Below are 23,449 nucleotides of genomic sequence, written 5' to 3' on the forward strand. Positions count from 1 at the left end.
TCCCCCGTTGCCTTGATTTCCACCTGTCGCAGGCTTTTTGAACATTACTGCCCCGCAGTCAGAAGATTGATTGCGGCCTCAACAGTCATAGTCTGACGTTCACCGGTTTTACGATCTTTGACTTCAACTTCGCCATTGGCAACGCTGCGCGGGCCGGCAATGATCTGTACCGGCACGCCAATCAGATCCATGGTTGCGAATTTCGAACCCGGACGGTCGTCGCTGTCATCAAGCAGAGGATCGAGACCGGCATTGGTCAGGGCTTCATAGAGTTTTTCAGAGACTGCATCACAAGCCGCATCGCCCGGCTTCATATTGACGATACCTGCACCAAACGGCGCAATGGCTTTCGGCCAGATGATACCGTTTTCGTCATGGGATGCTTCAATCGTTGCAGCAACCACGCGTGAAGGGCCGATGCCGTAAGACCCCATGGAAACCAGATGTTCTTTGCCGTCCGGTCCCTGCACTTTCGCGCCCATTGGCTCGGAATATTTGGTGCCGAAATGGAAGATGTGACCAACTTCAATACCGCGTGCAGCAACCTGATTACCTGCATCGACTTTTGCCCATGCGGCTTCATCGTGCATTTCTTCAGTCGCAGCGTAAGGCGTTGTCCACTGGTCAACGATAGATGCCATTGCAGCATCATCAAAGAAGTCGATATCCGCACCCGGCACTTTCAGATCGAGATAAGCGCGGTCACAGAAAACCTGACTTTCACCGGTATCCGCCAGAATAATAAATTCATGGGACAGATCGCCGCCGATCGGGCCGGTATCAGCACGCATTGGTACAACCTGCACACCAATACGGGAGAATGTGCGCAGATAAGAAACGAACATGCGGTAGTAAGCGGCTTTCGCGCCTTCGTAATTCAGGTCGAAAGAATAAGCATCTTTCATCAGGAATTCGCGCGAACGCATCACACCGAAACGCGGACGCACTTCGTCGCGGAATTTCCACTGAATGTGATAAAGGTTCAGCGGCAGGTCTTTATATGAACGCACATAGGAGCGGAAAATATCGGTGACCATTTCTTCATTGGTCGGGCCGAACAGCATTTCACGCTCGGAGCGGTCTTTAATGCGCAGCATTTCCTTACCGTAAGCATCATAGCGGCCGCTTTCGCGCCACAGATCAGCGGACTGGATTGTCGGCATCAGAATTTCATTACCGCCTGCGCGGTTCTGCTCTTCACGAATGATCGTATTGACCTTGTTCAGAACCTTCAGACCCAGCGGCAGCCATGTGTAAATACCGGCTGACTGCTGGCGGATCATCCCCGCACGCAGCATCAGACGATGGGAGACAATTTCTGCCTCTTTTGGATTTTCTTTCAGGATCGGCAAAAAGAATCGCGACATACGCATGGAGGAACCACCGGAAATTGCTCCCGATCCCGTTAGAATCAGGAAAAAACACATAAAATCTCTCGTGTTTATTAACCACTTATCATGGCAATGAAAACCCGTCTCACGCAGAGCGGAGCCAGCAAATCTTCAGTCACGAAGGCATGCAGACCTGACGGATAAAGCCTGCCAAATTATGGCAGCGCCCGATGATTCCTTATATTTCAGGAGATCGGGATAAAAATAATGTGAGCTTTACAGTATTTCCCGCTGCCTGAACGGCAAAAGACAGGTTCAGCTTCAGTTTTATTTATTTGTGACAATTTTTTTACATTTTTGATTTTCATCCAAAAATCACTCTAAAAACTGCAATTCTTATGAAAATTTCATTTTAAATCGAATTAAAAACATTGAAATTTGCTTTTCGGCTTCAATTCTTATGGCATTTTTGTGTCCCCGCTTAAAAAAACGCGTGACAACTGATATTTCTCATTCTATTTTCCAAGCAACGACAACAGAGAGCAGGCTTAACTACTCTCTCACGCGGTCAAAGTCTTGGGAGGATGCAACTCAGGCGCGGTATTTCGCAGCCGCCTGTAACAAGGAAACGAGTTGGACGCGTATTTTATCAGCAAGGCTAACGCCTTGCTTTTTTTTACATCTTAATAATACAAATATAGTGTGATTATAAACTCCGGTTTTGCTTCATCACGATAATAAAGCAGTTCTCCTCAAAACTCATGTCATACAAAGCCGTGCTATTCAGTGATGCTGGTGCCGGACATAATTATTTGATTACGATATGTTTTAGGTGCAATCCCCGTCACCCGTAAAAATTCGCGATTGAAATTCGATTTGGTGAGAAAACCGCTGGCAAATGTGATTTGCGTCACCGGCTCATCCGTCTCCTGCAACAGACGACACGCTTCTTCGACACGAAAATTATTCACATAAACCGATACGCTGATCCCGCGACACCGGTTAACCGCCTCAGAGACATGGCGTGGTGGTTTGCGAAGCCGGTGAGCAATGCGCTTCAGGTTGAGCTCCATATCCTTATAAAGCTGTTTATCCCGCATCAGCGCATCCAGCTCAGTCACAATGGCCAGATGCTCATCTGTTGTCAGCGCAGTCTCAGATACAAGCGCAGGTGCCTTCCCCTCATCCCGCTCATCTTCATCAGCATTTGTGCGATTATTCAGTGCCACACCGGCCGCCGCGCCCAATACCAGCAGCGACAGAATATTGGTGACCAGAATGATCGAGGGGGAATAGCGGCCGCTATTCCAGAGAAAATCGAAATTAATCAGTATATCAACGATCACAGAGCCGATCAGCATAGCGGCAGTTATCTGCATCGCCCGATAGGAACGCATGACCCCGTCCAACCGCGCAGCAATCAGCACATCCGGCCCCGCAAAACTCAGGCGCAGCAGAGCCAGACCATAGGCCAAAAATATCACGATAATTGCCAGCGCCGCCAGATCACGGCGTATAAGCAGCAACACAAACACCGCCAATACCGGCAGCAAATGCGGCCAGATTTTATGCGCCCGCAAAGCATCATCACTATTCTGCACCGTGAGACTGCGAAAACTTAAATATGACAATCCGGCAATTATCGACGCCAGTAAAATCTGCACGGGCAGAACAGCAAGAATGTCATAGCCCCAGCGCAAGCCGAGCAGAACCGATTGCAGCATATAGGTGCCGATCAGCGCGATGAAAAACATATCCGCACGACTTCCCGCCTCGCGATTACGCAACAGCTGCATCAGTATAATCACCAGCAATATTGTCAGCACAAATGGCAACGGAATAAAAATCATCGGCAAATATCTCGGTCATGTCTTATCTTGCGATCAGGAACATGAAGCAAAACGCGTTATGCGTCGACCTTGATCCTGTTTCAGGTCGCAGAAATACACAGCCCGGCAAATGATCCCTGCATTATCAACGCAGTCAGGATCAAAATAATGGACTACATGCTTCTCTCAATTTTACTTTCAGCCATTCTCACGCTCAGCGGTTGCAGCAATGGAACAAGTACATCGGAAAAATCCGTGGCAACCGACGGCATAAAGAGCGTAACGATCAGCGGTGATGCCAGCCTTATCCGCTTGATCGCGAAAGACGATCAGAAACAACTGGCTGTCATGAGTGCCAAGCCATCGGGCTGGCTTTCCGGCTGGTTCTATAATGACTGTAAATCCAAAGGCGAGATGATTGTCAGCGGCCAGACATTGCTGATTAAAGCGCAAAACAGCGGCTGGTATGACCTGTCCGAATGCAGCACTTATCTGCAAATCAATCTGCCGCGCAATGCAGGCGTGACGATTAATCAGCCTGCTTTCAAAGGGGACTTACAGGGACAATTTGCCGATCTGAATATAGAGACCCGCGCCGCAGATATCAGCCTGCAAGGCTCTGCCACCTCTGTCAGAATTCGCGGCGATGCTTTTCGCACAAGACTGCAATTTGATGGCACAACAGAACCGCAACAGATTGATATTGCAGGCCGTGCGCTGGATACAAGCCTGCAGTTTCCGAAAGGCACTGCAGTCAGCTATCGTATTCATGCCAAAGCCTCCCTGCTCGATGCCAAGCTGCCGAATACACAGGGAGCAAAGCCGGAAATCGTGATTTCAGGTGATTATGCGCGCACAGAAATCCGATAATAATTATCGAATAGCGCTATAATTACAGTGCCTTATGGCAAATATTTCAGAATGAGATTCACAGTTCAGGGAAGAAGTGCGGAATATCATCCAGACCGAAACCGAGTTTCTGCGTCACAAACCAGAACAGGCCGAAAATCCCTGTCGCAAGGATGGTCGTACGCAGAAAAGCCAGCCAGATCCGCGGGCGCGCCGGTGCGCTCGCGACTGTGCCGCGCACAATATTATTCTCTTCTGCCTGTGTACGCAGACCGAAAGGCAGCATGGCAAACAGACTTGTCCACCAGATGATAAAATAGATCGCCATTCCGGACATAACAGACATATGTTTCCTCCCCGCATAATTCTCTTAAAGGATTATGCATCATTATTGACCGCAGCATAGAGCAGCGAAAGAACACGGGCAAGAGACAGAGCATTTCAGTTGCTCTTGAAACATGGGAAATGCTCTGTCTTTTTGTTTTTACGCGTATCTTATCCGCAAACCGCTATGCACTTTTCGGGATACGCTCCAGCATCACGCAGTTTCTCACAATGATACGCATAAAAATGCCAGCTTCAAATTTCAGGCAATGCGCTTAACCTGCTTATTATTTCGAATAATATCAGGTCATTAGCCGATGATACGCAATATATTTCCCTACATTATAACATTCATATTATGCAGCATTGTCAGTTTCATTCCTGCTGCCCAAGCGCAAGAATCCGACGCACAACAACTGGCAAAGAAACTGGCCAATCCGGTTTCCAGTCTTATAAGCGTACCTATTCAAAACACATATACCTGTTGTACCGGCGCAAATAATGCCGGTCGTTTTACCACCAATATTCAGCCGGTTATTCCCTTTTCCCTCAATGCCGACTGGAATTTGATCGTGCGCACCATTGTGCCAATCATTCATCAAAGCTCCCCTGCGCCGGATATCGGAGCGAAATTCGGGCTTGGTGATACGGTACAGAGTTTTTTCCTGTCTCCGGTTCAGAAAACAGATGGCATCATCTGGGGTGTGGGGTCGGCCTTTCTGTGGCCGACCGCCACCAATGCCATGCTTGGCAACCAAAAATGGGGCGCAGGCCCGACAGCTGTCGCGCTCAAACAAATGCACGGCTGGACGATGGGCATGCTGACCAATCATATCTGGTCCTTTGCCGGTGAGAGCGACCGGCAGAATGTCAGTGCCACACTGATCCAGCCTTTTATCAGCTATACTTTTCCCAATACGGTCGGCTTATCGCTCAACAGCGAAATGACCTATGACTGGACGAATGAGCAATGGACAATACCGGTTGATCTCGGCATTTCCAAAGTCTTCACTTTCGGTAAGCAGCATGTCAGCCTTGGTGTTACCGGCCAATATTTCGCCAGCAAGCCGGATAACGGTCCTGACTGGGGCGCTCGTTTTACAGCGACATTCCTGTTTCCCAAATAAAAACCGCCGGTGAATGGCTCACCGGCGGCGAAATATTTATGCTGAACAGAAACGATCAGGCTTCCGGAATACGGGTGACAAAAACTGTGGTCACCGGCTTTTTGCCCCAGACATCATTGGCCGCAGCACGCACTGCACGCCGCGCGGCTTCACGCACCAGCTCGATATCCTTGCGACGCGCACGCGGAATACTGTCTACAGCGCTAACGACTGCATCATAAAGCAGGTCTTCAATCAGATTGCGCTGACTGTCTTCTTCCGGCAAACCAAAGGCTACAACCTCTGGCTCATCATAGATTTTATGCTGGTTATCGAGAAGAATGGACACTGCCACATGGCCGACATAGGCCAGCTTGCGGCGCTCGGTGATGCCCATTTCATCTTCATCACCAATCAGGCGACCATCTTTATAAATACGACCATAAGGCGCTTCATCAATAATCTTCGCTGGCCCCGGAGCCAAACGCAGCACATCACCGTTACGCACCTGTGCCACATCCGGAATACCAGCCTGTATGCCCAATGTGCCCTGTGCAACCAGATGCGCGGCTTCACCATGCACCGGCACCAGAATTTGCGGGCGTACCCACGCATACATGCGCTTCAGCTCATTACGGCGCGGATGGCCGGAAACATGCACAAGCGCATCATCATCCGAAATGATCTTGATGCCCTGCTCGATCAGCATGTTTTTGATTTCAATGATCGATTTTTCATTACCCGGAATAGTACGGGACGAGAAAATCACCGTATCACCGGCGGTCAGTGCCAGTGAGCGCATTTCATCGCGTGCCAGTTTGGCAAGCGCAGCGCGTGGTTCACCCTGACTACCGGTCAGTACCATCACCACATTTTCACGCGGGACATAACCATAGTCTTCCTCGGAAAGGAATTCCGGCAGACCTTCCATATAGCCGAGTTCGGTAGCCACCGAGATACAGCGCTTCATCGAACGGCCAACCACCAGCACCTGACGACCGGCATCACGTGCAGCTTCGGCAATCGAGCGAATACGGCCGACATTGGAAGAGAATGTGGTGATTGCCACACGACCTTTGGCATTTTCAATCAGCTCACGCAGGCTTTCCGATACCTGACGCTCGGACGGCGATTCACCCTCGCGCATCGCATTGGTACTGTCGCAGACCAGTGCCAGCACACCTTCATTACCCAGCTGTTCAAAACGGGTTTCGTCGAGCACAGGGCCGAGCGACGGCTCCGGATCGATCTTCCAGTCACCCGTATGGATCACGCGACCAAGCGGCGTGGTAATCGCCAGCGATACCGGCTCAGGAATGGAGTGCGTAACGGCCAGCGCTTCAATCTTGAAGCTGCCTACCTCAAAACTTTCACCGGCGCGGAACACAGTTACCGGAATTTCAGGCGCATTATATTCAGCCTGACGTTTGGCTTCGAGCAATCCGGCGGTAAACGGGGTCGCATAAACCGGCAGGCGCAGACGCGGCCAGAGATCCAGCAGCGAGCCATAATGATCTTCGTGCGCGTGGGTAATGATAATGCCGCGGATATTATTACGCTCGGCTTCCAGATAGCGGATATCCGGCAGGATCAGGTCAGCCCCCGGCAATTCAGGACCTGCAAAACTCACGCCCATATCGATAATGATCCATTCACGCGCATGCTCCGGCCCGTAGCCATACATTGCGAGGTTCATACCGATTTCGCCTACGCCGCCCAATGGCAGGAACACCAGTTCCGCTTTGCCATTCACAGCACTATCGTTTTGCACATCATCCAAACGGGACTGGGGCATTCCCCCTCCTCAATAAATATTACTTCCGACACATTATCATGTGGCGTTTTCCATGCTCTTTTAAAGACAGAGCCGGATGCGCAGTGACATGACAATGCAAATTCAACATATTAAAGCATTTCCAGCAAAAGTGGGTACCGGTTTTGCGCCGGATAATGCGTAAAACAAAGAATTAGAGCGGTTCCAACGATTCAGTCATAACTGGAAGCGCTCTAATTTCATGACCGCTAAAGTGATTTGAAGCAAGAATAGTTCTCAAAAATTCTCAACTTACAAAAAGAAAACTGAAGTTTTGCACTTCAACTTAACAATTATAGCAATACCGGCCTTTTATCAGTTCACGGCCTGCACTTCATTACAGGATGCTTTAGCGTGTTTCAGCACCAAAGAAAACCTCACCCGCTGAGATCGTCTGTTTACGTCCCTGTGGCAGGCTCAGAACCAGATGTCCCTGTGGATCGATCGAGGAGAAGATACCTTCCAATGTCTCGCCGCCACTTTGCACCCGAATGACTTCACCCAGCCTTGCCGCATGGCGCAGCCAATGGGTGCGGATAGTTTCCAGTCCCTGACCGTTATTCCACAAAGCAAAGTTCACAGCAAAGCGCTCTGCCAGCGCCTGCAAAAGCTGTTCTGCACCCTGTGTATAGCCATTGGCTTTCAGACTGCTCACCACATAGGGCACGCCTTCCGGAATATGCAGCACATTCACACCAATACCGATAACCAGAGCCTTGCGCCCGTCTTTCAGCAAAGCAGATTCCAGCAGGATACCCGACAGTTTCGCACCATCAGCCAGCACATCATTCGGCCATTTCAGCTGAAACCGTGTCTCTGTCTCCGGCAGCAATTGCTCAACGGCTTCAACCAGTGAAAGACCGGCGACGAAGCTCAGTGTGGCAGCCAGTTCCAACGGATAATCATGAATAAGCAGCAAGGTTGCAGCGAGATTACCGGTCTGTGTTGACCATTCACGACCACGACGACCACGGCCGGAGCGCTGATCCTTGGTCACATACCAGACAGCACTTTCCGCCCCTGTCTGTGCTTCTGTCAAAGCTTCGGCATTGGTTGAACCGATATATTCGAATTCCTTTAGCCCGTAACCGGCAGCAATTGTTTTTTCACTCAGAACAAAACTCATCATGCACCTTACAAAAAGAAACGCCCGGCATAAACCGGGCGTTTATAACATGCTTATTCAGATCGCATCAGAAAAATGCTTTGGCAGCATTTGTCGCCCAGATCATGATCGGCGAAGCGATCAGCGCATAGAGCAGAACGAAAGCTGCGGATACGCCCATCACCAGTTTCAGCTCACCGGCAGGTGCTTCAAGACCGCCTGCAGGCTCATCAAACCACATGATTTTGATAACGCGCAGATAGTAGAAGGCACCAACAACGGAAGCCACGATACCGATAACCGCCAGCGGCACCAGACCAGCCTGAACTGCTGCAAGGAATGTGTACCACTTACCGAAGAAACCGGCCAGCGGAGGAATACCTGCAAGCGAGAACATGAAGATGGTCATGATTGTCGCCATCACCGGATTGGTGCGGGACAGACCGGCCAGATCATTGATCTCTTCAACAGTGCCGCTCTTGTTACGCATTGCCAGAATGAATGCGAATGTACCCAGTGTCATCACCAGATAGATCAGCATGTAAATAGCAACGCCGCGCACACCGTCTACAGTACCGGCAGCAAGACCAACCAGAGCATAACCAACATGGCTGATGGACGAATAGGCCATCAGGCGTTTGATGTTCTTCTGACCGATCGCCGCGAAAGCACCGAGGATCATCGAGGCCAGAGCCACGAAGACGATGATCTGCTGCCAGTCAGCGGTCAGCGGTGCAAAGGCACCCATGGTCACGCGTACCAGCAATGCAATAGCAGCCATTTTCGGAGCCGCAGCAAAGAAAGCGGTTACAGGGGTTGGCGCACCTTCATAAACATCCGGTGTCCACATATGGAACGGAACAGCGGAAATTTTGAATGCCAGACCGGCCATGATGAAGACCAGACCAAAAACCAGACCCAGCTGACGCTCGCCACCGGTAACAGCAGCAGCAATATCAGCAAAGTTGATTGTGCCGGTGTAACCATAGACCAGAGAAATACCGTAAAGCAGCATACCCGAAGACAGAGCGCCGAGAACGAAATATTTCAGACCGGCTTCTGTGGAACGCACGCTGTCGCGGTTGAAAGCGGCCAGCACATAGAGCGCCAGCGACGACATTTCAAGGCCGAGATAGAGAGCCAGCATATTGTTGGCGGATACCATCAACAACATACCGACAGTCGACAGCACAACCAGAACCGGAAATTCAAACTTGTTGAATTTCTGGTCTTTGGCAAAGCCGACCGACATGATCAGCGTGACGACCGAACCGATCAGCGTCAGCACTTTCATGAAACGGGTGAAGCTGTCGCTGATAAATGCCGAGCCGAAAGCAGCGCCATCAGCAGGGAAAACCAGCACGAGTGCGAGCGCACCAAGCAGCAATGCTACAGAAAGACCCGTAACAATGGTGTTGGCACGATCGCCGGAAAATACACCCACCATCAGCAGCACCAGGGCGCCAACTGCGAGCAGCACCTCCGGTGCAGCGAGAGTAAGGTGGGCAATCAGATCGGTGTACATCGCTCGATGCCTTCGTCTTAATTTGCAACAGGCATGGCAACACTTGCCACAGCCGCATTGTAGTTGGTGACCAGAGCGTCAACGGCACTCGCAGTCGCATCAAAGACCGGAACCGGATAGACACCGAAGAAGATCGTCAGAATGACGAGCGGATACAGGATTGCTTTCTCACGCGGAGACAGATCCAGCAGCGCTTTCAGGCTTTCCTTATCAAGCGCACCGAAAATGACGCGGCGATAGAGGTAGAGCGCATAGGCAGCCGACAGGATAACACCGGTTGTTGCAATCACAGCAATCCATGTATTGGCCTGGAATACACCGAACAGTGTCAGGAATTCACCGATAAAGCCGGAAGTCCCTGGCAGACCAACATTGGCCATGGTGAGGATCAGGAACACAACCGCATATTTCGGCATGTTGTTGACCAGACCACCATAGGCCGAGATATCACGTGTATGCATACGGTCGTAAACCACGCCAACGCAAAGGAACAGACCGCCGGAAATGATACCGTGCGACAGCATCTGGAACAATGCACCCTGCACACCCTGTGCATTGGCAGCAAAGATACCCATGGTCACATAACCCATATGGGCAACGGACGAATAGGCGATCAGCTTTTTGATATCGGTCTGAACCAGAGCCACCAGAGAGGTGTAAACAATGGCGATAACCGAGAGCCAGAATACGAATGGTGCAAAGTCTGCGGAAGCCAGCGGGAACATCGGCAGCGAGAAACGCAGGAAGCCGTAGCCACCGAGTTTCAGCAGGATACCGGCCAGAATAACCGAACCGGCTGTCGGTGCTTCAACGTGCGCATCAGGCAACCATGTATGAACCGGCCACATCGGCATCTTCACCGCGAAAGAAGCGAAGAAGGCCAGCCACAACCATGTCTGCATTGATGCAGGGAAGTCGTAAGCCAGAAGGGTCGGAATATCCATTGTACCGGCGGTGAAATACATTGCCATCATAGCAATGAGCATCAGCACCGAGCCCAGCAGCGTATAGAGGAAGAATTTCAGGCTGGCGTAAACGCGGCGCTGACCACCCCACACACCGATGATAATGAACATCGGAATAAGGCTTGCTTCAAAGAACACGTAGAACAGGAACATATCCAGTGCGCAGAACACACCGATAACGAGCGTTTCAAGGATCAGAAACGCAACCATATATTCCTTGACGCGGAAGTCCACGGACTTCCAGCTCGCCAGAATACAGAACGGCATCAGGAATGCGGTCAGCACCACAAACAGCATGGAAATACCGTCCACGCCCATGTGATAGCTGATGCCTTCACCGAACCATGCATGTTTCTCAACCATCTGGAAACCGGCATTTGAATTATCAAAGCCTGCCCAGATCACCAGAGACAATGCAAACACAAAGATTGTGGTCAGAAATGCAACATTACGGATATTGCGGCGCGCTGCCTCGCTGTCGTCCTTGATCAAGAGGATCAAGAACGCACCTACGAGCGGCAGAAACGTGACCGTTGAGAGAATTGGCCAGTCGGTCATCAGAAAGAGCTCCCGATCATCATCCAGGTGACGAGCGCGGCGACACCGATAAGCATCGCGAATGCGTAGTGATAAAGGTAACCGCTCTGCAGCTTAACAACGCGGTTGGTAATGCCGACTACACGAGCCGCCACACCATTCGGACCCATGCCGTCAATGATCTTGGTATCGCCGGTTTTCCAGAGGAAGCGGCCAAGAGCCATGCTCGGGCGAACGAACAGGAAATCATAGAGTTCGTCGAAGTACCATTTGTTCAGCAGGAACTGGTACAGACCAGGATGACGGGCTGCAATTGCCTTCGGTGTTTCCGGCGAGCGGATATAGAAAGCCCATGCAAAGATGAAACCCAGCACCATTGCAATGAACGGCGAGAATTTAACCCAGGTCGGCACACCGTGGAAGTCATGCAGAATGTGGTTATCCGCACCGGTGAACAAAGCGCCCTTCCAGAAGGCATCATAATGATCGCCGAAGAAGTAACCAACGAAGAAGAAGCCTGCGAAAAGTGCACCAACTGCGAGAACGAACAGCGGAACCAGCATCACCGGAGGTGAATCATGAACGTGATGCATAACTTCAGCGGTGGCGCGTGGCTTACCGTGGAAAGTCATGAAAATCAGACGCCATGAGTAGAAAGATGTGAATGCAGCAGCGATCACCAGCAGCGTGAAGGCAAAGCCTGACGCAGCTGAGTGCGAAGCAAATGCAGATTCAATAATCGCATCTTTGGAGAAGAAGCCGGCAGTACCGATAACAGTGCCCGGAATACCAAGACCTGTCAGCGCCACAGTACCAATGATCATCATCCAGTAAGTGGTCGGGATCAGCTTACGCAGACCACCCATACGACGCATATCCTGCTCATCAGATACCGCATGGATCACCGAACCGGCGCCCAAGAACAGCAGAGCCTTAAAGAATGCGTGTGTGAACAGGTGGAATACGGCAGCGCCGTAAGCGCCGACGCCGAGTGCCACGAACATATAACCGAGCTGCGAACAGGTCGAATAAGCAATCACGCGCTTGATGTCGTTCTGTACCAGACCAACGGTCGCGGCAAAGAATGCAGTGATCGCACCGATAATGGTTACAACCAGCAGAGCTGTTTCAGACTGTTCAAAGATCGGCGACATGCGCGCAACCATGAACACACCTGCGGTCACCATTGTCGCCGCGTGGATCAGAGCCGACACTGGTGTCGGGCCTTCCATCGCATCAGGCAACCATGTGTGCAGCAGGAACTGTGCCGATTTACCCATCGCGCCCATGAAGAGCAGCAATGCAACAACGGTCAAAGCGCCTTGCTTATCGAGTTCAAAACCGAGGAAGCTCAGCACAACCTGCGATGCATTTTCACCGGCAGCATAATTCTGGGCTGTCGAGAAGATCGTGGCATAATCCACAGCGCCAAACAGAACGAAGATACCGAAAATACCAAGCAGGAAGCCAAAGTCACCAACGCGGTTGACCACAAAAGCTTTCATCGCAGCCGCATTGGCCGAAGGTTTCTTATACCAGAAGCCGATCAGCAGGTAGGATGCAAGACCCACGCCTTCCCAGCCGAAGAACATCTGAACCAGATTGTCAGAAGTTACCAGCATCAGCATCGCAAAGGTAAACAGCGACAGATAGGCAAAGAAACGCGGACGGTGCGGATCGTGATGCATATAGCCGATCGAGTAGATATGCACGAGCGCCGACACGCTGTTGATAACAACAAGCATAATCGCGGTCAGTGTATCCACACGGATCGCCCAGTCAAAAGACAGGGTACCGGAAGTCAGCCAGTGCAGAACCGGCACACGGACAGGCTCGGAGGAGCCCATTGCAACAGTAAAGAACGCAACCCATGACAGCGCAGCCGCAATCACGAGGAAGCCGGAAGTGATATATTCGCTGGCTTTGGCTCCGATCTTATTGCCGAAAAGTCCGGCAATAAGAAAGCCCAGCAGCGGAAGGAAGACGATCGCGTAGTAGAGCATCTGCCCGTCAACCTTTCATGACATTGACATCTTCCACCGCGATAGAACCACGGTTACGGAAGAACACGACAAGAATAGCAAGACCGATTGCCGCTTCAGCAGCTGCAACAGTCAGGACGAAGAGTGCGAAAACCTGCCCGACCAAATCGCCGAGCGTTGCGGAGAACGCAATGAAGTTCAGATTGACCGAGAGAAGAATAAGTTCGACCGACATCAAAATGACGATCACATTCTTACGGTTGAGGAAAACCCCGAAAACGCCAAGCGTAAACAGGATCGCCGACACGGTCAGATAATGTTCGATACCGACTACCATCATGAGGCTCCTGTTAAATACCCTTGCCTGTTTCGACTTTTTTGATCTCGATCGCAGTTTCCGGTGTACGGGCAACCTGCGCAGGGATCGACTGACGTTTGACGCCTTCTTTATGACGCAGGGTCAGCACAATCGCGCCGATCATCGCCACCAGCAGGATCAGGCCGGCAATCTGGAAGTAGAAAACGAAATCCGTATAGAGAATGTCGCCAAGCGCCTGTGTATTCTGGCGTGTCGCCACATCAGGGATCGGATAAGCGGCATTTGCTGCAATTTTCGGCGAGAAGATCGAGGCGGAGAAAGCCAAAATCAATTCTGCCAGCAGAACCACACCGACCAGAGCACCAACCGGCGCATGTTTAAGCGCGCCCTGTTTGAGCTCAGCAAAATCCACATCCAGCATCATGACGACGAAGAGGAAGAGAACCGCCACAGCACCGACATAAACAACCACAAGGATCATTGCCAGGAATTCAGCGCCCGTCAGCAGGAACAAAGCCGCTGCATTGAAGAAAGCCAAAATCAGAAACAAGACCGAGTGAACGGGATTGCGTGCGGTGATAACCATCAGCGCACTCGCAATCATGATGAAGGCGAATAAATAGAAAAACGCCGCCGCTATACCTGTCAGCATGGGGTTCCCCAATATCCTTTAACTTGGCAAGGCAACTTGCCTGTCCTACCACCTCATATCCCACAGCCAAAAACCGCGACATGAGGCAAAACTTCAAGCACAACAGCCATGAGCACCAAAAGCTCCGGCTATTGCACCAACTTAAATATTCAGAGCATTTCCGGTTTAAATTGAACCGCAGGAAATGCTCTATCTTTTTGTTTTCCGACGCGCATCTTTTCCGAAAACCGCTTCGCACTTTTCGGGATGCGCTTCAGCCCTGCCCTTTCCGGACAGAGGAACTCATCTTAGCGATCCGATGGGCTTAGCCCATCTTAGCGATAAGGTGAGTCCATCGCGATATTGCGCGCAATTTCACGTTCCCAACGGTCACCATTGGCGAGCAGCTTTTCTTTATCATAGTAAAGCTCTTCGCGGGTTTCCGTGGCGAATTCGAAATTCGGCCCTTCAACAATCGCATCAACCGGACAAGCTTCCTGACAGAAACCGCAATAGATGCATTTGACCATATCAATGTCATAACGCACGGTGCGGCGGGTTCCGTCATTGCGGCGCGGACCGGCTTCAATTGTAATTGCCTGTGCCGGGCAGATCGCTTCGCAAAGCTTACAGGCGATGCAGCGTTCTTCACCATTCGGATAACGGCGCAGGGCATGTTCACCGCGGAAGCGCGGTGAAACAGGACCTTTTTCATGCGGGTAGTTCAATGTTGCCTTAGGCGCAAAGAACTGACGCATGGAGAGAAAGAATGCTCCGACGAATTCTTTCAGAAGCAGTGATTTAGCGGCTTGAGCGATAGAAGCCATGTGATGTCTCCTTAACCTACGAGGCCGGTAAATTTGAGGAATGCAGCGGTTGCCACAACCATGAACAGCGAGATCGGCAGGAATACTTTCCAGCCCAGACGCATCAGCTGGTCATAACGGTAACGCGGTACGAATGCCTTCACCATCGCAAACATGAAGAAGCACATGCAGAGCTTCAGCATGAACCAGACAATGCCCGGCACCCATGCGAGGAACCATACATCCACGATTGGCAGCCAGCCGCCAAGGAACAGAATGGTCATCAATGCGCACATCAGAGTGATGGCAACATATTCACCGAGGAAGAACAGCAGGAACGGTGTCGACGAGTATTCGATCATATGACCGGCAACAAGTTCGGATTCCGCTTCAACCAGATCGAACGGAGGACGGTTGGTTTCCGCCAGTGCCGAGATGAAGAAGATCACGAACATCGGGAACAGCACGAGCCAGTTCCAGTCGAGGAACGAGTTCGGCAGACCCAGCGAAGTACCAAGACCTGTGGACTGAGACAGCACGATGTCGGTCAGGTTCAGGGAACCGGCAACCAGCAATACTGTTACAATCACAAAGCCGATCGAAACTTCATAAGAAACCATCTGCGCTGCGGAGCGCAGTGCGCCGAGAAACGGATATTTCGAGTTTGAAGCCCAGCCACCCATAATCACGCCATAAACTTCAAGTGAAGATATAGCGAGAATATAAAGGATACCGACATTGATATTGGCAATTGCCCAGCCTTCACTGACCGGAATAACTGCCCATGTTGCCAGTGCCAGCAGTGCCGAAATAAACGGCGCCAGCAGGAACACGGCTTTGTTGGCACCCGATGGGATGATCGGCTCTTTGAATACGAATTTCAAAAGATCCGCAAAAGCCTGAAACAGTCCCCAAGGGCCGACAACGTTTGGTCCCCGACGCAACTGTACCGCAGCCCAGATCTTACGATCCGCATAAAGCAGATAGGCTACAACAATCAGCAATACGACGAGCAGAACGACTGACTTCAGCGCTATGATCAGCGCCGGTAAGACGTAAGCTGCAAAAATACCGTCCATTTTCCCGTCTCTCTCTTACAGCACTGCGTGGTTTTTAGTCCCACGCAAGGGCAAGCTGTAAACCTTATTTATTCAGAGCATTTCCAGTTTAATGAAAAAGTGAAAATGCTCTTTTTTTGTTTACGCAATTTCGGACGGAAAACCGGTTCCCACTTTTGCCTCGAAATTGCTTTGCAAAACCAGCTCCTTAAACCCGAAAGCTTAAGGAGCTGTATGCATCAATACTTATTCGGCTGCCTGCTGGAAGCCACCCTTTGCCAGCGCGGAACATTCAGCCATCACAGCTGAAGCACGGGCAATCGGGTTTGTCAGATAGAAATCTGTGACAGGCGAAGCAAATGCAACGCCTTTAACTGCAGCTGCTTTTGCACCGAGAGATGCGATATCCGCAACCTGACCGGCAGCCACTGCGTCAATCTGAGCCATATGCGGATAGTCCGCATAAAGCGCTGCACGCAGCTGAGCCAGACTGTCAAACGGCAGTTTCGCGCCCAGAATATCAGACAATGCACGCAGGATTGCCCAGTCTTCCTTGGCTTCACCCGGAGCAAAACCGGCACGGTTTGCCAGCTGTACGCGGCCTTCCGTATTCACATAGGTACCGGATTTTTCTGTATAGGTGGAACCTGGCAGGATCACATCAGCAGCGTGGGCACCGGCATCACCATGGGTGCCGATATAAACCACGAAGCTCGAACCTTTGTTGGACAGATCCAGTTCATCTGCTCCGGCAAGGAACAGCACATCCATCTGGCCGACCATGTCAGCAGCTTTAGCACCGCCCTCACCCGGCACGAAGCCGAGATCAAGTGCGCCGACGCGGGCAGCAGCAGTGTGCAGAACTGCAAAACCGTTCCACTCTTCGCTCACTGCGCCAACGGCATTCGCCAAAGCAGCAGCCTGAGCCAGTACAGCCTCACCGCTTTCACCGGTCAGTGCACCCTGACCAATCAGGATCAGCGGACGCTGTGCGTTTTTCAGAACATCAAAGAACTTGTCTTTGCCGCTTGCTACCTGAGCCAGCGTATCAGAACCGGCGCCGAGATAGTTGTAAGCATAACGCAGATCTGCCTGTTCACCGATCAGACCAATCTGCAGTCCACCCTGACGCTGACGCTTCAGAATACGTGCATTGAGCACCGAAGCTTCAAAACGCGGGTTGGAACCCACGATCAGAATCGCATCAGCCTGTTCGATACCTTCAATCGTCGGATTGAAGATGTAAGAAGCACGGCCGAATTTAGGATCGAGCGCAACACCATCCTGACGGGCGTCAATATTGACGGAACCGAGTTTGGTCATCAGGCTCTTCAATGCGTAGAGTTCTTCCACATTGGCCAGATCACCGGCAATCGCGCCGATCTTGGCTGCCGAAGTCTTGGCAACAGCAGCTTTAACCGCAGCAAATGCCTCGCTCCAGCTTGCTGCCTGCAGACGACCATTAACGCGAACATAAGGGCGGTCAAGACGCTGGGTGCGCAGACCATCCCAGATGAAACGGGTCTTGTCGGAAATCCACTCTTCGTTCACCTGTTCGTTCAGACGCGGCATAATACGCATCACTTCACGACCACGGGTATCAACGCGGATGTTTGAACCAAGAGCATCCATCACGTCGATAGATTCGGTCTTGTTCAGCTCCCAAGGACGTGCCTGAAACTCGTAAGGCTTGGATGTCAGCGCACCGACCGGGCACAGATCAATCACATTGCCCTGCAGTTCAGAGGTCATTGCGCGTTCGAGATAGGTGGTGATTTCAGCATCCTCACCACGACCTGTGAGGCCGAGCTCGGAAATACCGGCAACTTCCGTGGTGAAACGAACGCAGCGCGTGCAGTGAATGCAGCGTGTCATGATCGTTTTGACCAGAGGGCCGATATATTTGTTTTCAACCGCACGTTTGTTTTCGCGGTAACGCGAACCATCGGTACCGAAAGCCATCGCCTGATCCTGCAGATCGCACTCACCGGCCTGATCGCAAATCGGGCAATCCAACGGGTGATTGATGAGCAGGAATTCCATCACACCTTCACGGGCCTTTTTGACCATAGGTGTGTTGGTGAAGATTTCAGGTGTTTCGCCGTTCGGGCCCGGACGCAGATCGCGTACGCCCATAGCGCAGGATGCAGCCGGCTTCGGCGGTCCGCCTTTAACTTCAACCAGGCACATGCGGCAATTGCCGGCAATGGAGAGGCGTTCGTGGAAACAGAAACGCGGCACGGTAGCGCCAGCCTCTTCGGCTGCCTGAAGAAGCGTGTAGTGATCGGGTACTTCGATCTCGTTACCGTCAACTTTGATCTTTGCCATCGCTTGTCCAAACCTGCGGCACTTGCCGCATTCTTTTAAACCCGCGGCATCCGCCGCATCATATTAATTCTGCGGCAATGCCGCTTCATGACTGAACGGGCAGACCGCAACCGGCCTGCCCTGAAGCTTATTCCGCAGCCTCGAGCCGGATATTACGGCTCTGAACAGCATTGCGGGTATAATCATCAATACGCTTTTCAATTTCCGGACGGAAATTGCGGATCAGACCCTGAATTGGCCATGCAGCCGCATCACCAAGCGCACAAATCGTATGACCTTCAATCTGCTTGGTCACGTCGAACAGCATGTCGATTTCGCGCTTCTGCGCGTTACCGGTAACCATGCGCTCCATAACGCGCCACATCCAGCCTGTACCTTCACGGCAAGGCGTGCACTGACCGCAGCTTTCGTGCTTGAAGAAGGCCGACAGACGGGCAATCGCTTTGATAATGTCGGTTGACTTATCCATAACGATAAGACCGCCGGTACCGAAAGACGACTTAACATCGCGCATACCGTCGAAATCCATGATGGCGTCCATCATATTTTCTGCGGTAACCACAGGACAGGATGCACCACCCGGAATAACTGCCAGCAGATTGTCCCAACCGCCGCGGATACCGCCGGCATGTTTTTCAATCAGTTCGCGGAACGGAATACCAAGTGCTTCTTCAACTGTGCATGGTGTGTTCACATGACCGGAAATCTGGAACAGCTTGGTACCGACATTGTTCGGACGGCCGATAGAAGAGAACCATGCACCGCCGCGACGTAAGATTGTCGGAGCAACAGCAATCGATTCCACGTTGTTCACAGTGGTCGGGCAGCCGTAAAGACCCATATTCGCAGGGAACGGAGGTTTAAGGCGTGGCTGGCCTTTTTTGCCCTCAAGGCTTTCCAGCAGCGCAGTTTCTTCACCGCAGATATAAGCGCCCGCACCATGGGAAACGAACACGTCCATATCCCAGCCGCACTTGTTGTTTTTGCCAAGCAGACCGGCTGCGTAGCATTCATCAATTGCTGCCTGCAGGGCTTCACGCTCACGCATGAATTCACCGCGGATATAGATGTAAGCTGTATGTGCGCCCATTGCGCAACCGGCAATCACGCAGCCTTCGATCAGCGTATGCGGATCATGGCGCATGATATCACGGTCTTTACAGGTGCCCGGCTCCGATTCGTCGGCATTGACAACGAGGTAATGCGGACGACCGTCGCTTTCCTTCGGCATGAAGGACCATTTCATGCCGGTCGGGAAGCCCGCGCCGCCACGACCGCGAAGGCCCGAAGCCTTCATCTCATTGATGATCCAGTCACGGCCTTTTTCGACAAAACCTTTGGTATTGTCCCAATGGCCACGGGACATAGCGCCTTTCAGCGACTTGTCTTTCAGACCATAAATATTTGTAAAGATGCGATCTTTATCAGCCAGCATCAATCAGCCCTCCGCTTTCGGATTGCCATCAGTCAAAGATGTCAAGCCACCAATCGGCGCAGAGAAATCACGATCGATCTGCGGACCCGGCTTGATGGTATCGCCCTTGCCTGCCTCAAAAGCATCAATGATTTCTTCAAGGCGTTCAGGTGTCAGGTCTTCATAAGCGTCTTTGAAGATCATGACCATCGGCGCATTGACGCAAGCACCCTGACATTCAACTTCTTCCCACGACAGTGTGCCCGAAGCATTTGGTGTCAGCGGATCATGATGAATTTTGTGCTTGCACACTTTCATCAGCTCTTCAGCACCGCGCAATGCGCATGGTGTTGTACCGCAAACCTGAATATGGGCGCGTGTACCAACCGGCTTGAGCTGGAACTGGGTATAGAATGTTGCCACTTCCAGAACGCGGATCAGCGGCATTTCCAGCATAGCTGCAACATGCTCAATCGACGCCTTGGTGACCCAGCCATCCTGTTCCTGCGCACGCATCAGCAGCGGAATAACCGCAGACTGCTGGCGACCTTCAGGGAATTTCTTAATTGTCTTTTCAGCCCAGGCCTGATTTTCCGCATTAAACGAAAAGCTGGCCGGCTGAACGGAATCATCTGCGAGACGACGGACGGACATCAGCGGTCTACCTCACCAAACACAATATCGAGCGAGCCAAGGATCGCGGAGACGTCGGCCAGCATATGACCGCGACACAGGAAATCCATGGCCTGAAGATGAGCAAAACCCGGTGCACGCAATTTGCAACGATACGGTTTATTAGTGCCGTCAGACACCAGATAAACACCGAATTCACCCTTCGGTGCTTCCACTGCGGCATATACCTCGCCTTCCGGCACATGGTAACCTTCAGTGTAAAGCTTGAAATGATGGATGAGAGCTTCCATCGAGCGTTTCATTTCGCCGCGTTTCGGCGGAACAATCTTATTGTCCATGTTCGACACAGGGCCGACGCGCTCTTTGCCGAGCAGCAGTTCACAGCACTGGCGCATGATGGAAGCGGACTGACGCATTTCTTCCATACGGATCAGATAGCGGTCATAGCAGTCGCCGTTCTTACCGATCGGAATGTCGAATTCCATTTCATTGTAGCATTCATAAGGCTGCGATTTACGCAGATCCCATGCTGCACCCGAACCGCGCACCATGACACCGGAGAAACCCCATGCCCATGCATCATCCAGCGACACAACGCCGATATCAACGTTACGCTGTTTGAAAATACGGTTGCCGGTAATCAGATTGTCCAGATTGTTCAGCGTCTTGAAGAACGGATCAATCCAGTTGGCAATATCCTGAACCAGCTGTTCAGGCAGATCCTGATGAACACCGCCCGGACGGAAATAGGCCGCGTGCATACGGGCGCCGCAAGCGCGCTCATAGAACACCATCAGCTTTTCACGCTCTTCAAAGCCCCAGAGCGGCGGTGTCAGTGCACCAACGTCCATAGCCTGTGTGGTTACGTTCAGCAGGTGATTGAGAATACGGCCGATTTCCGAGTAAAGTACACGGATCAACTGACCGCGCTTCGGCACATCAATACCGAGCAGGCGTTCAACCGCCAGTGCATAGGCGTGTTCCTGATTCATCGGCGCCACGTAATCGAGGCGGTCGAGATAAGGCACAGCCTGCAGATAGGTTTTGGCTTCCATCAGCTTTTCGGTACCGCGATGCAGCAGACCGATATGCGGATCAACACGCGCCACAACTTCACCATCGAGCTCGAGCACAAGACGCAGAACGCCGTGCGCCGCCGGATGCTGCGGGCCGAAGTTGATATTAAAATTTCTTACTTGTGTCTCAGCCATTCTCGGCATCCTGTGTAGAGGCAAAAGCTGCCAGAAACTCTGCTTCCGTCATTTTGCTCGTATCATTGGCAAAAGCGTAACTATCAGGCTTACAGTCGATATAAATCTCTGTTGTAAACCTGAATTGCGAAGGATCTTCAAACGCCTGAACGGAAACAACATTATGGGAACCATCCTGCATGCGCCACATCAGAGTGGAGCCGCAGACTTTGCAGAAACCGCGTTCACCCCATGCGGATGAACCGTAAAAGCCGAGATCATCACCTTTGGTGATTTCAAGACTGTCTCCGCAATCCACACAGAGAAACACACCGCCGGACCAACGGCGGCACATTGAACAGTGGCAGGCGCCCATTTCGTCATTCACAGGCTTCGCCGAAAACTGCACTGAACCACAGAGGCAGCGACCTTCCAACTTAGCACCATCAGACATTTTTAAATCCTTCGGCTAACGTGACAGATTAATTTGACTTCGCTTTCTCATCGCCCGGAAGCACATAATCTGTTGCTTCCCACGGGGACAAGAAATCAAAATTACGGAATTCCTGACGCAGCTCAACCGGCTCGTAAACAACGCGTTTGACCTGATCATCATAACGGACTTCGACAAAACCGGTCAGCGGGAAATCCTTACGCAGCGGATGACCTTCAAAACCGTAATCTGTCAGCAGACGGCGCAAATCCGGATGACCGGAGAACAGAATGCCGTACATGTCGTAAGCTTCACGCTCGTACCACAATGCACCCGGATAAACGCCGGTGATTGACGGCACAGGTGTATCTTCATCGGTGATTACGCGAATGCGGATACGCAGGTTATGACGTGGCGACATCAGCTGATAGACCACATCAAAACGATTGACGCGGCCCGGATAGTCCACACCGCTCAGATCGGTGAAATTCACGAACTGGCACTGCACATCATCGCGCAGGAATGTCAGCACAGAAATAATCTGGCTGCCCGGCACAGTTATGCTCAACTCACCGTAACGCAGTGATGTTTCATCGATCTTGCCTTCAAGGCGTTCGGACAGATAGGCCGAGAGTTCATTGAGAGCTTCTTGAATCATCATATCCCCCAATCAACGCTCAATCGTACCGGTGCGGCGAATCTTCTTCTGCAGCATCAGAATGCCGTAGAGCAGCGCTTCAGCGGTCGGAGGGCAGCCCGGCACATAGATATCAACCGGAACAACACGGTCACAACCACGCACAACAGAATAGGAGTAATGGTAGTAACCGCCGCCATTCGCGCAGGAGCCCATGGAGATCACATAACGCGGCTCCGGCATCTGGTCATAAACCTTGCGCAGCGCAGGAGCCATTTTATTGGTCAGCGTACCTGCAACAATCATCACGTCGGACTGACGCGGAGACGCACGCGGCGCAATACCGAAACGCTCGGCATCATAGCGCGGCATGGAAATATGCATCATTTCCACAGCGCAGCAGGCCAGACCGAAAGTCATCCACATCAGCGAGCCGGTGCGCGCCCATGTAATCAATGCATCAGCAGAGGTAACAATGAAACCCTTATCGGACAGTTCATTATTCAGCTCACCGAAAAACGCATCGTCCTGACCGATCAGCTTACCGGTATTCGGATCAATAATACCCTTAGGGCGGGGAGCTATCAGCGTCCCGCCACCCATATTGGCATTAGAAGACATAGTGTTTTGGCCA

Annotated in this window: 21 protein-coding genes; 2 read left to right on the forward strand and 19 right to left on the reverse strand. The window is 51.7% G+C overall.

The window, feature by feature from the left end:
• Positions 1-44 precede the first annotated feature (44 nt).
• Both proS and F7P81_RS09610 read right to left on the reverse strand, forming a co-directional pair.
• Entirely contained in the window at positions 45-1,373 is a 1,329-nt protein-coding gene (proS, locus tag F7P81_RS09605) for a proline--tRNA ligase (protein WP_022711724.1), read from the reverse strand.
• Between the two features lie 737 nt (positions 1,374-2,110).
• Positions 2,111-3,181, reverse strand: a complete 1,071-nt coding sequence (locus F7P81_RS09610; RefSeq protein WP_151159303.1) for an AraC family transcriptional regulator — start codon at positions 3,179-3,181, stop codon at positions 2,111-2,113.
• A 147-nt stretch (positions 3,182-3,328) separates the two neighbouring features.
• On the opposite strand from F7P81_RS09610, the gene F7P81_RS09615 reads away from it, so the two are divergent.
• Positions 3,329-4,030, forward strand: coding sequence for a hypothetical protein (locus tag F7P81_RS09615; protein ID WP_151159304.1), 702 nt, complete (start codon positions 3,329-3,331; stop codon positions 4,028-4,030).
• Positions 4,031-4,088: 58 nt separating this feature from the next.
• Here F7P81_RS09615 and F7P81_RS09620 read toward each other — a convergent pair whose 3' ends face one another.
• Positions 4,089-4,355 carry a DUF1467 family protein gene (locus F7P81_RS09620; RefSeq protein WP_151159305.1) on the reverse strand — a complete coding sequence of 89 codons (267 nt, stop codon included), beginning with the start codon at positions 4,353-4,355 and terminating at the stop codon, positions 4,089-4,091.
• A 295-nt stretch (positions 4,356-4,650) separates the two neighbouring features.
• On the opposite strand from F7P81_RS09620, the gene F7P81_RS09625 reads away from it, so the two are divergent.
• A complete protein-coding gene (locus F7P81_RS09625; RefSeq protein WP_210307597.1) occupies positions 4,651-5,460 on the forward strand; it encodes a hypothetical protein in 810 nt (269 codons plus the stop codon).
• Positions 5,461-5,515: 55 nt separating this feature from the next.
• On the opposite strand, the gene F7P81_RS09630 is transcribed toward F7P81_RS09625, so the two are convergent.
• From F7P81_RS09630 to F7P81_RS09705, 16 genes are all read right to left on the reverse strand, one after another.
• Positions 5,516-7,234 carry a ribonuclease J gene (locus tag F7P81_RS09630; RefSeq protein ID WP_075655558.1) on the reverse strand — a complete coding sequence of 573 codons (1,719 nt, stop codon included), beginning with the start codon at positions 7,232-7,234 and terminating at the stop codon, positions 5,516-5,518.
• 367 nt (positions 7,235-7,601) lie between these two features.
• Positions 7,602-8,381, reverse strand: a complete 780-nt coding sequence (locus tag F7P81_RS09635) for a biotin--[acetyl-CoA-carboxylase] ligase (protein WP_246176082.1) — start codon at positions 8,379-8,381, stop codon at positions 7,602-7,604.
• Between the two features lie 64 nt (positions 8,382-8,445).
• On the reverse strand, positions 8,446-9,882 hold the full coding sequence (gene nuoN / locus F7P81_RS09640; protein ID WP_151159306.1) for an NADH-quinone oxidoreductase subunit NuoN: 1,437 nt from the start codon (positions 9,880-9,882) through the stop codon (positions 8,446-8,448).
• A 17-nt stretch (positions 9,883-9,899) separates the two neighbouring features.
• The gene (locus tag F7P81_RS09645) at positions 9,900-11,405 is read right to left on the reverse strand and encodes an NADH-quinone oxidoreductase subunit M (RefSeq protein WP_022711732.1); all 1,506 of its coding nucleotides are present in this window, start codon (positions 11,403-11,405) and stop codon (positions 9,900-9,902) included.
• The gene (nuoL, locus tag F7P81_RS09650; protein ID WP_075655566.1) at positions 11,405-13,387 is read right to left on the reverse strand and encodes an NADH-quinone oxidoreductase subunit L; all 1,983 of its coding nucleotides are present in this window, start codon (positions 13,385-13,387) and stop codon (positions 11,405-11,407) included. The genes F7P81_RS09645 and nuoL overlap by 1 nt, the downstream gene beginning before the upstream one ends.
• Before the next feature lie 7 nt (positions 13,388-13,394).
• The gene (gene nuoK, locus F7P81_RS09655) at positions 13,395-13,703 is read right to left on the reverse strand and encodes an NADH-quinone oxidoreductase subunit NuoK (RefSeq protein ID WP_022711734.1); all 309 of its coding nucleotides are present in this window, start codon (positions 13,701-13,703) and stop codon (positions 13,395-13,397) included.
• A gap of 13 nt (positions 13,704-13,716) precedes the next feature.
• Positions 13,717-14,337, reverse strand: a complete 621-nt coding sequence (locus F7P81_RS09660; protein WP_022711735.1) for an NADH-quinone oxidoreductase subunit J — start codon at positions 14,335-14,337, stop codon at positions 13,717-13,719.
• A gap of 314 nt (positions 14,338-14,651) precedes the next feature.
• The gene (nuoI, locus tag F7P81_RS09665; protein ID WP_022711736.1) at positions 14,652-15,143 is read right to left on the reverse strand and encodes an NADH-quinone oxidoreductase subunit NuoI; all 492 of its coding nucleotides are present in this window, start codon (positions 15,141-15,143) and stop codon (positions 14,652-14,654) included.
• Between the two features lie 11 nt (positions 15,144-15,154).
• Entirely contained in the window at positions 15,155-16,201 is a 1,047-nt protein-coding gene (gene nuoH / locus F7P81_RS09670; RefSeq protein WP_075655568.1) for an NADH-quinone oxidoreductase subunit NuoH, read from the reverse strand.
• Positions 16,202-16,426: 225 nt separating this feature from the next.
• Positions 16,427-18,508 carry an NADH-quinone oxidoreductase subunit NuoG gene (gene nuoG / locus F7P81_RS09675; protein ID WP_151159307.1) on the reverse strand — a complete coding sequence of 694 codons (2,082 nt, stop codon included), beginning with the start codon at positions 18,506-18,508 and terminating at the stop codon, positions 16,427-16,429.
• Positions 18,509-18,635: 127 nt separating this feature from the next.
• Positions 18,636-19,943 carry an NADH-quinone oxidoreductase subunit NuoF gene (nuoF, locus tag F7P81_RS09680; protein WP_075655572.1) on the reverse strand — a complete coding sequence of 436 codons (1,308 nt, stop codon included), beginning with the start codon at positions 19,941-19,943 and terminating at the stop codon, positions 18,636-18,638.
• Positions 19,944-19,946: 3 nt separating this feature from the next.
• Positions 19,947-20,576, reverse strand: a complete 630-nt coding sequence (gene nuoE, locus F7P81_RS09685; RefSeq protein ID WP_022711740.1) for an NADH-quinone oxidoreductase subunit NuoE — start codon at positions 20,574-20,576, stop codon at positions 19,947-19,949.
• A complete protein-coding gene (locus F7P81_RS09690) occupies positions 20,576-21,766 on the reverse strand; it encodes an NADH-quinone oxidoreductase subunit D (RefSeq protein WP_022711741.1) in 1,191 nt (396 codons plus the stop codon). Before F7P81_RS09690 ends, nuoE begins: the two co-directional genes overlap by 1 nt.
• Positions 21,759-22,199, reverse strand: coding sequence for a GFA family protein (locus F7P81_RS09695; RefSeq protein ID WP_022711742.1), 441 nt, complete (start codon positions 22,197-22,199; stop codon positions 21,759-21,761). The genes F7P81_RS09690 and F7P81_RS09695 overlap by 8 nt, the downstream gene beginning before the upstream one ends.
• Before the next feature lie 28 nt (positions 22,200-22,227).
• Positions 22,228-22,836 carry an NADH-quinone oxidoreductase subunit C gene (locus tag F7P81_RS09700; protein WP_028233835.1) on the reverse strand — a complete coding sequence of 203 codons (609 nt, stop codon included), beginning with the start codon at positions 22,834-22,836 and terminating at the stop codon, positions 22,228-22,230.
• A 12-nt stretch (positions 22,837-22,848) separates the two neighbouring features.
• Positions 22,849-23,418, reverse strand: coding sequence for a NuoB/complex I 20 kDa subunit family protein (locus F7P81_RS09705; protein WP_033316155.1), 570 nt, complete (start codon positions 23,416-23,418; stop codon positions 22,849-22,851).
• Between the last annotated feature and the right edge of the window lie 31 nt (positions 23,419-23,449).

Origin of the sequence: Pseudochrobactrum saccharolyticum (genome assembly GCF_008801715.1) — a bacterium.
In the GTDB taxonomy this organism is placed as follows: Bacteria; Pseudomonadota; Alphaproteobacteria; order Rhizobiales; family Rhizobiaceae; genus Pseudochrobactrum; species Pseudochrobactrum saccharolyticum.

Coding starts and splice junctions, on each gene's coding strand:
- proS (WP_022711724.1), bottom strand. CDS start 1,373: ATGCGTATGTCGCGATTCTTTTTGCCGATCCTGAAAGAAAATCCAAAA.
- F7P81_RS09610 (WP_151159303.1), bottom strand. CDS start 3,181: ATGATTTTTATTCCGTTGCCATTTGTGCTGACAATATTGCTGGTGATT.
- F7P81_RS09615 (WP_151159304.1), top strand. CDS start 3,329: ATGGACTACATGCTTCTCTCAATTTTACTTTCAGCCATTCTCACGCTC.
- F7P81_RS09620 (WP_151159305.1), bottom strand. CDS start 4,355: ATGTCTGTTATGTCCGGAATGGCGATCTATTTTATCATCTGGTGGACA.
- F7P81_RS09625 (WP_210307597.1), top strand. CDS start 4,651: ATGATACGCAATATATTTCCCTACATTATAACATTCATATTATGCAGC.
- F7P81_RS09630 (WP_075655558.1), bottom strand. CDS start 7,234: ATGCCCCAGTCCCGTTTGGATGATGTGCAAAACGATAGTGCTGTGAAT.
- F7P81_RS09635 (WP_246176082.1), bottom strand. CDS start 8,381: ATGATGAGTTTTGTTCTGAGTGAAAAAACAATTGCTGCCGGTTACGGG.
- nuoN (WP_151159306.1), bottom strand. CDS start 9,882: ATGTACACCGATCTGATTGCCCACCTTACTCTCGCTGCACCGGAGGTG.
- F7P81_RS09645 (WP_022711732.1), bottom strand. CDS start 11,405: ATGACCGACTGGCCAATTCTCTCAACGGTCACGTTTCTGCCGCTCGTA.
- nuoL (WP_075655566.1), bottom strand. CDS start 13,387: ATGCTCTACTACGCGATCGTCTTCCTTCCGCTGCTGGGCTTTCTTATT.
- nuoK (WP_022711734.1), bottom strand. CDS start 13,703: ATGGTAGTCGGTATCGAACATTATCTGACCGTGTCGGCGATCCTGTTT.
- F7P81_RS09660 (WP_022711735.1), bottom strand. CDS start 14,337: ATGCTGACAGGTATAGCGGCGGCGTTTTTCTATTTATTCGCCTTCATC.
- nuoI (WP_022711736.1), bottom strand. CDS start 15,143: ATGGCTTCTATCGCTCAAGCCGCTAAATCACTGCTTCTGAAAGAATTC.
- nuoH (WP_075655568.1), bottom strand. CDS start 16,201: ATGGACGGTATTTTTGCAGCTTACGTCTTACCGGCGCTGATCATAGCG.
- nuoG (WP_151159307.1), bottom strand. CDS start 18,508: ATGGCAAAGATCAAAGTTGACGGTAACGAGATCGAAGTACCCGATCAC.
- nuoF (WP_075655572.1), bottom strand. CDS start 19,943: ATGCTGGCTGATAAAGATCGCATCTTTACAAATATTTATGGTCTGAAA.
- nuoE (WP_022711740.1), bottom strand. CDS start 20,576: ATGTCCGTCCGTCGTCTCGCAGATGATTCCGTTCAGCCGGCCAGCTTT.
- F7P81_RS09690 (WP_022711741.1), bottom strand. CDS start 21,766: ATGGCTGAGACACAAGTAAGAAATTTTAATATCAACTTCGGCCCGCAG.
- F7P81_RS09695 (WP_022711742.1), bottom strand. CDS start 22,199: ATGTCTGATGGTGCTAAGTTGGAAGGTCGCTGCCTCTGTGGTTCAGTG.
- F7P81_RS09700 (WP_028233835.1), bottom strand. CDS start 22,836: ATGATTCAAGAAGCTCTCAATGAACTCTCGGCCTATCTGTCCGAACGC.
- F7P81_RS09705 (WP_033316155.1), bottom strand. CDS start 23,418: ATGGGTGGCGGGACGCTGATAGCTCCCCGCCCTAAGGGTATTATTGAT.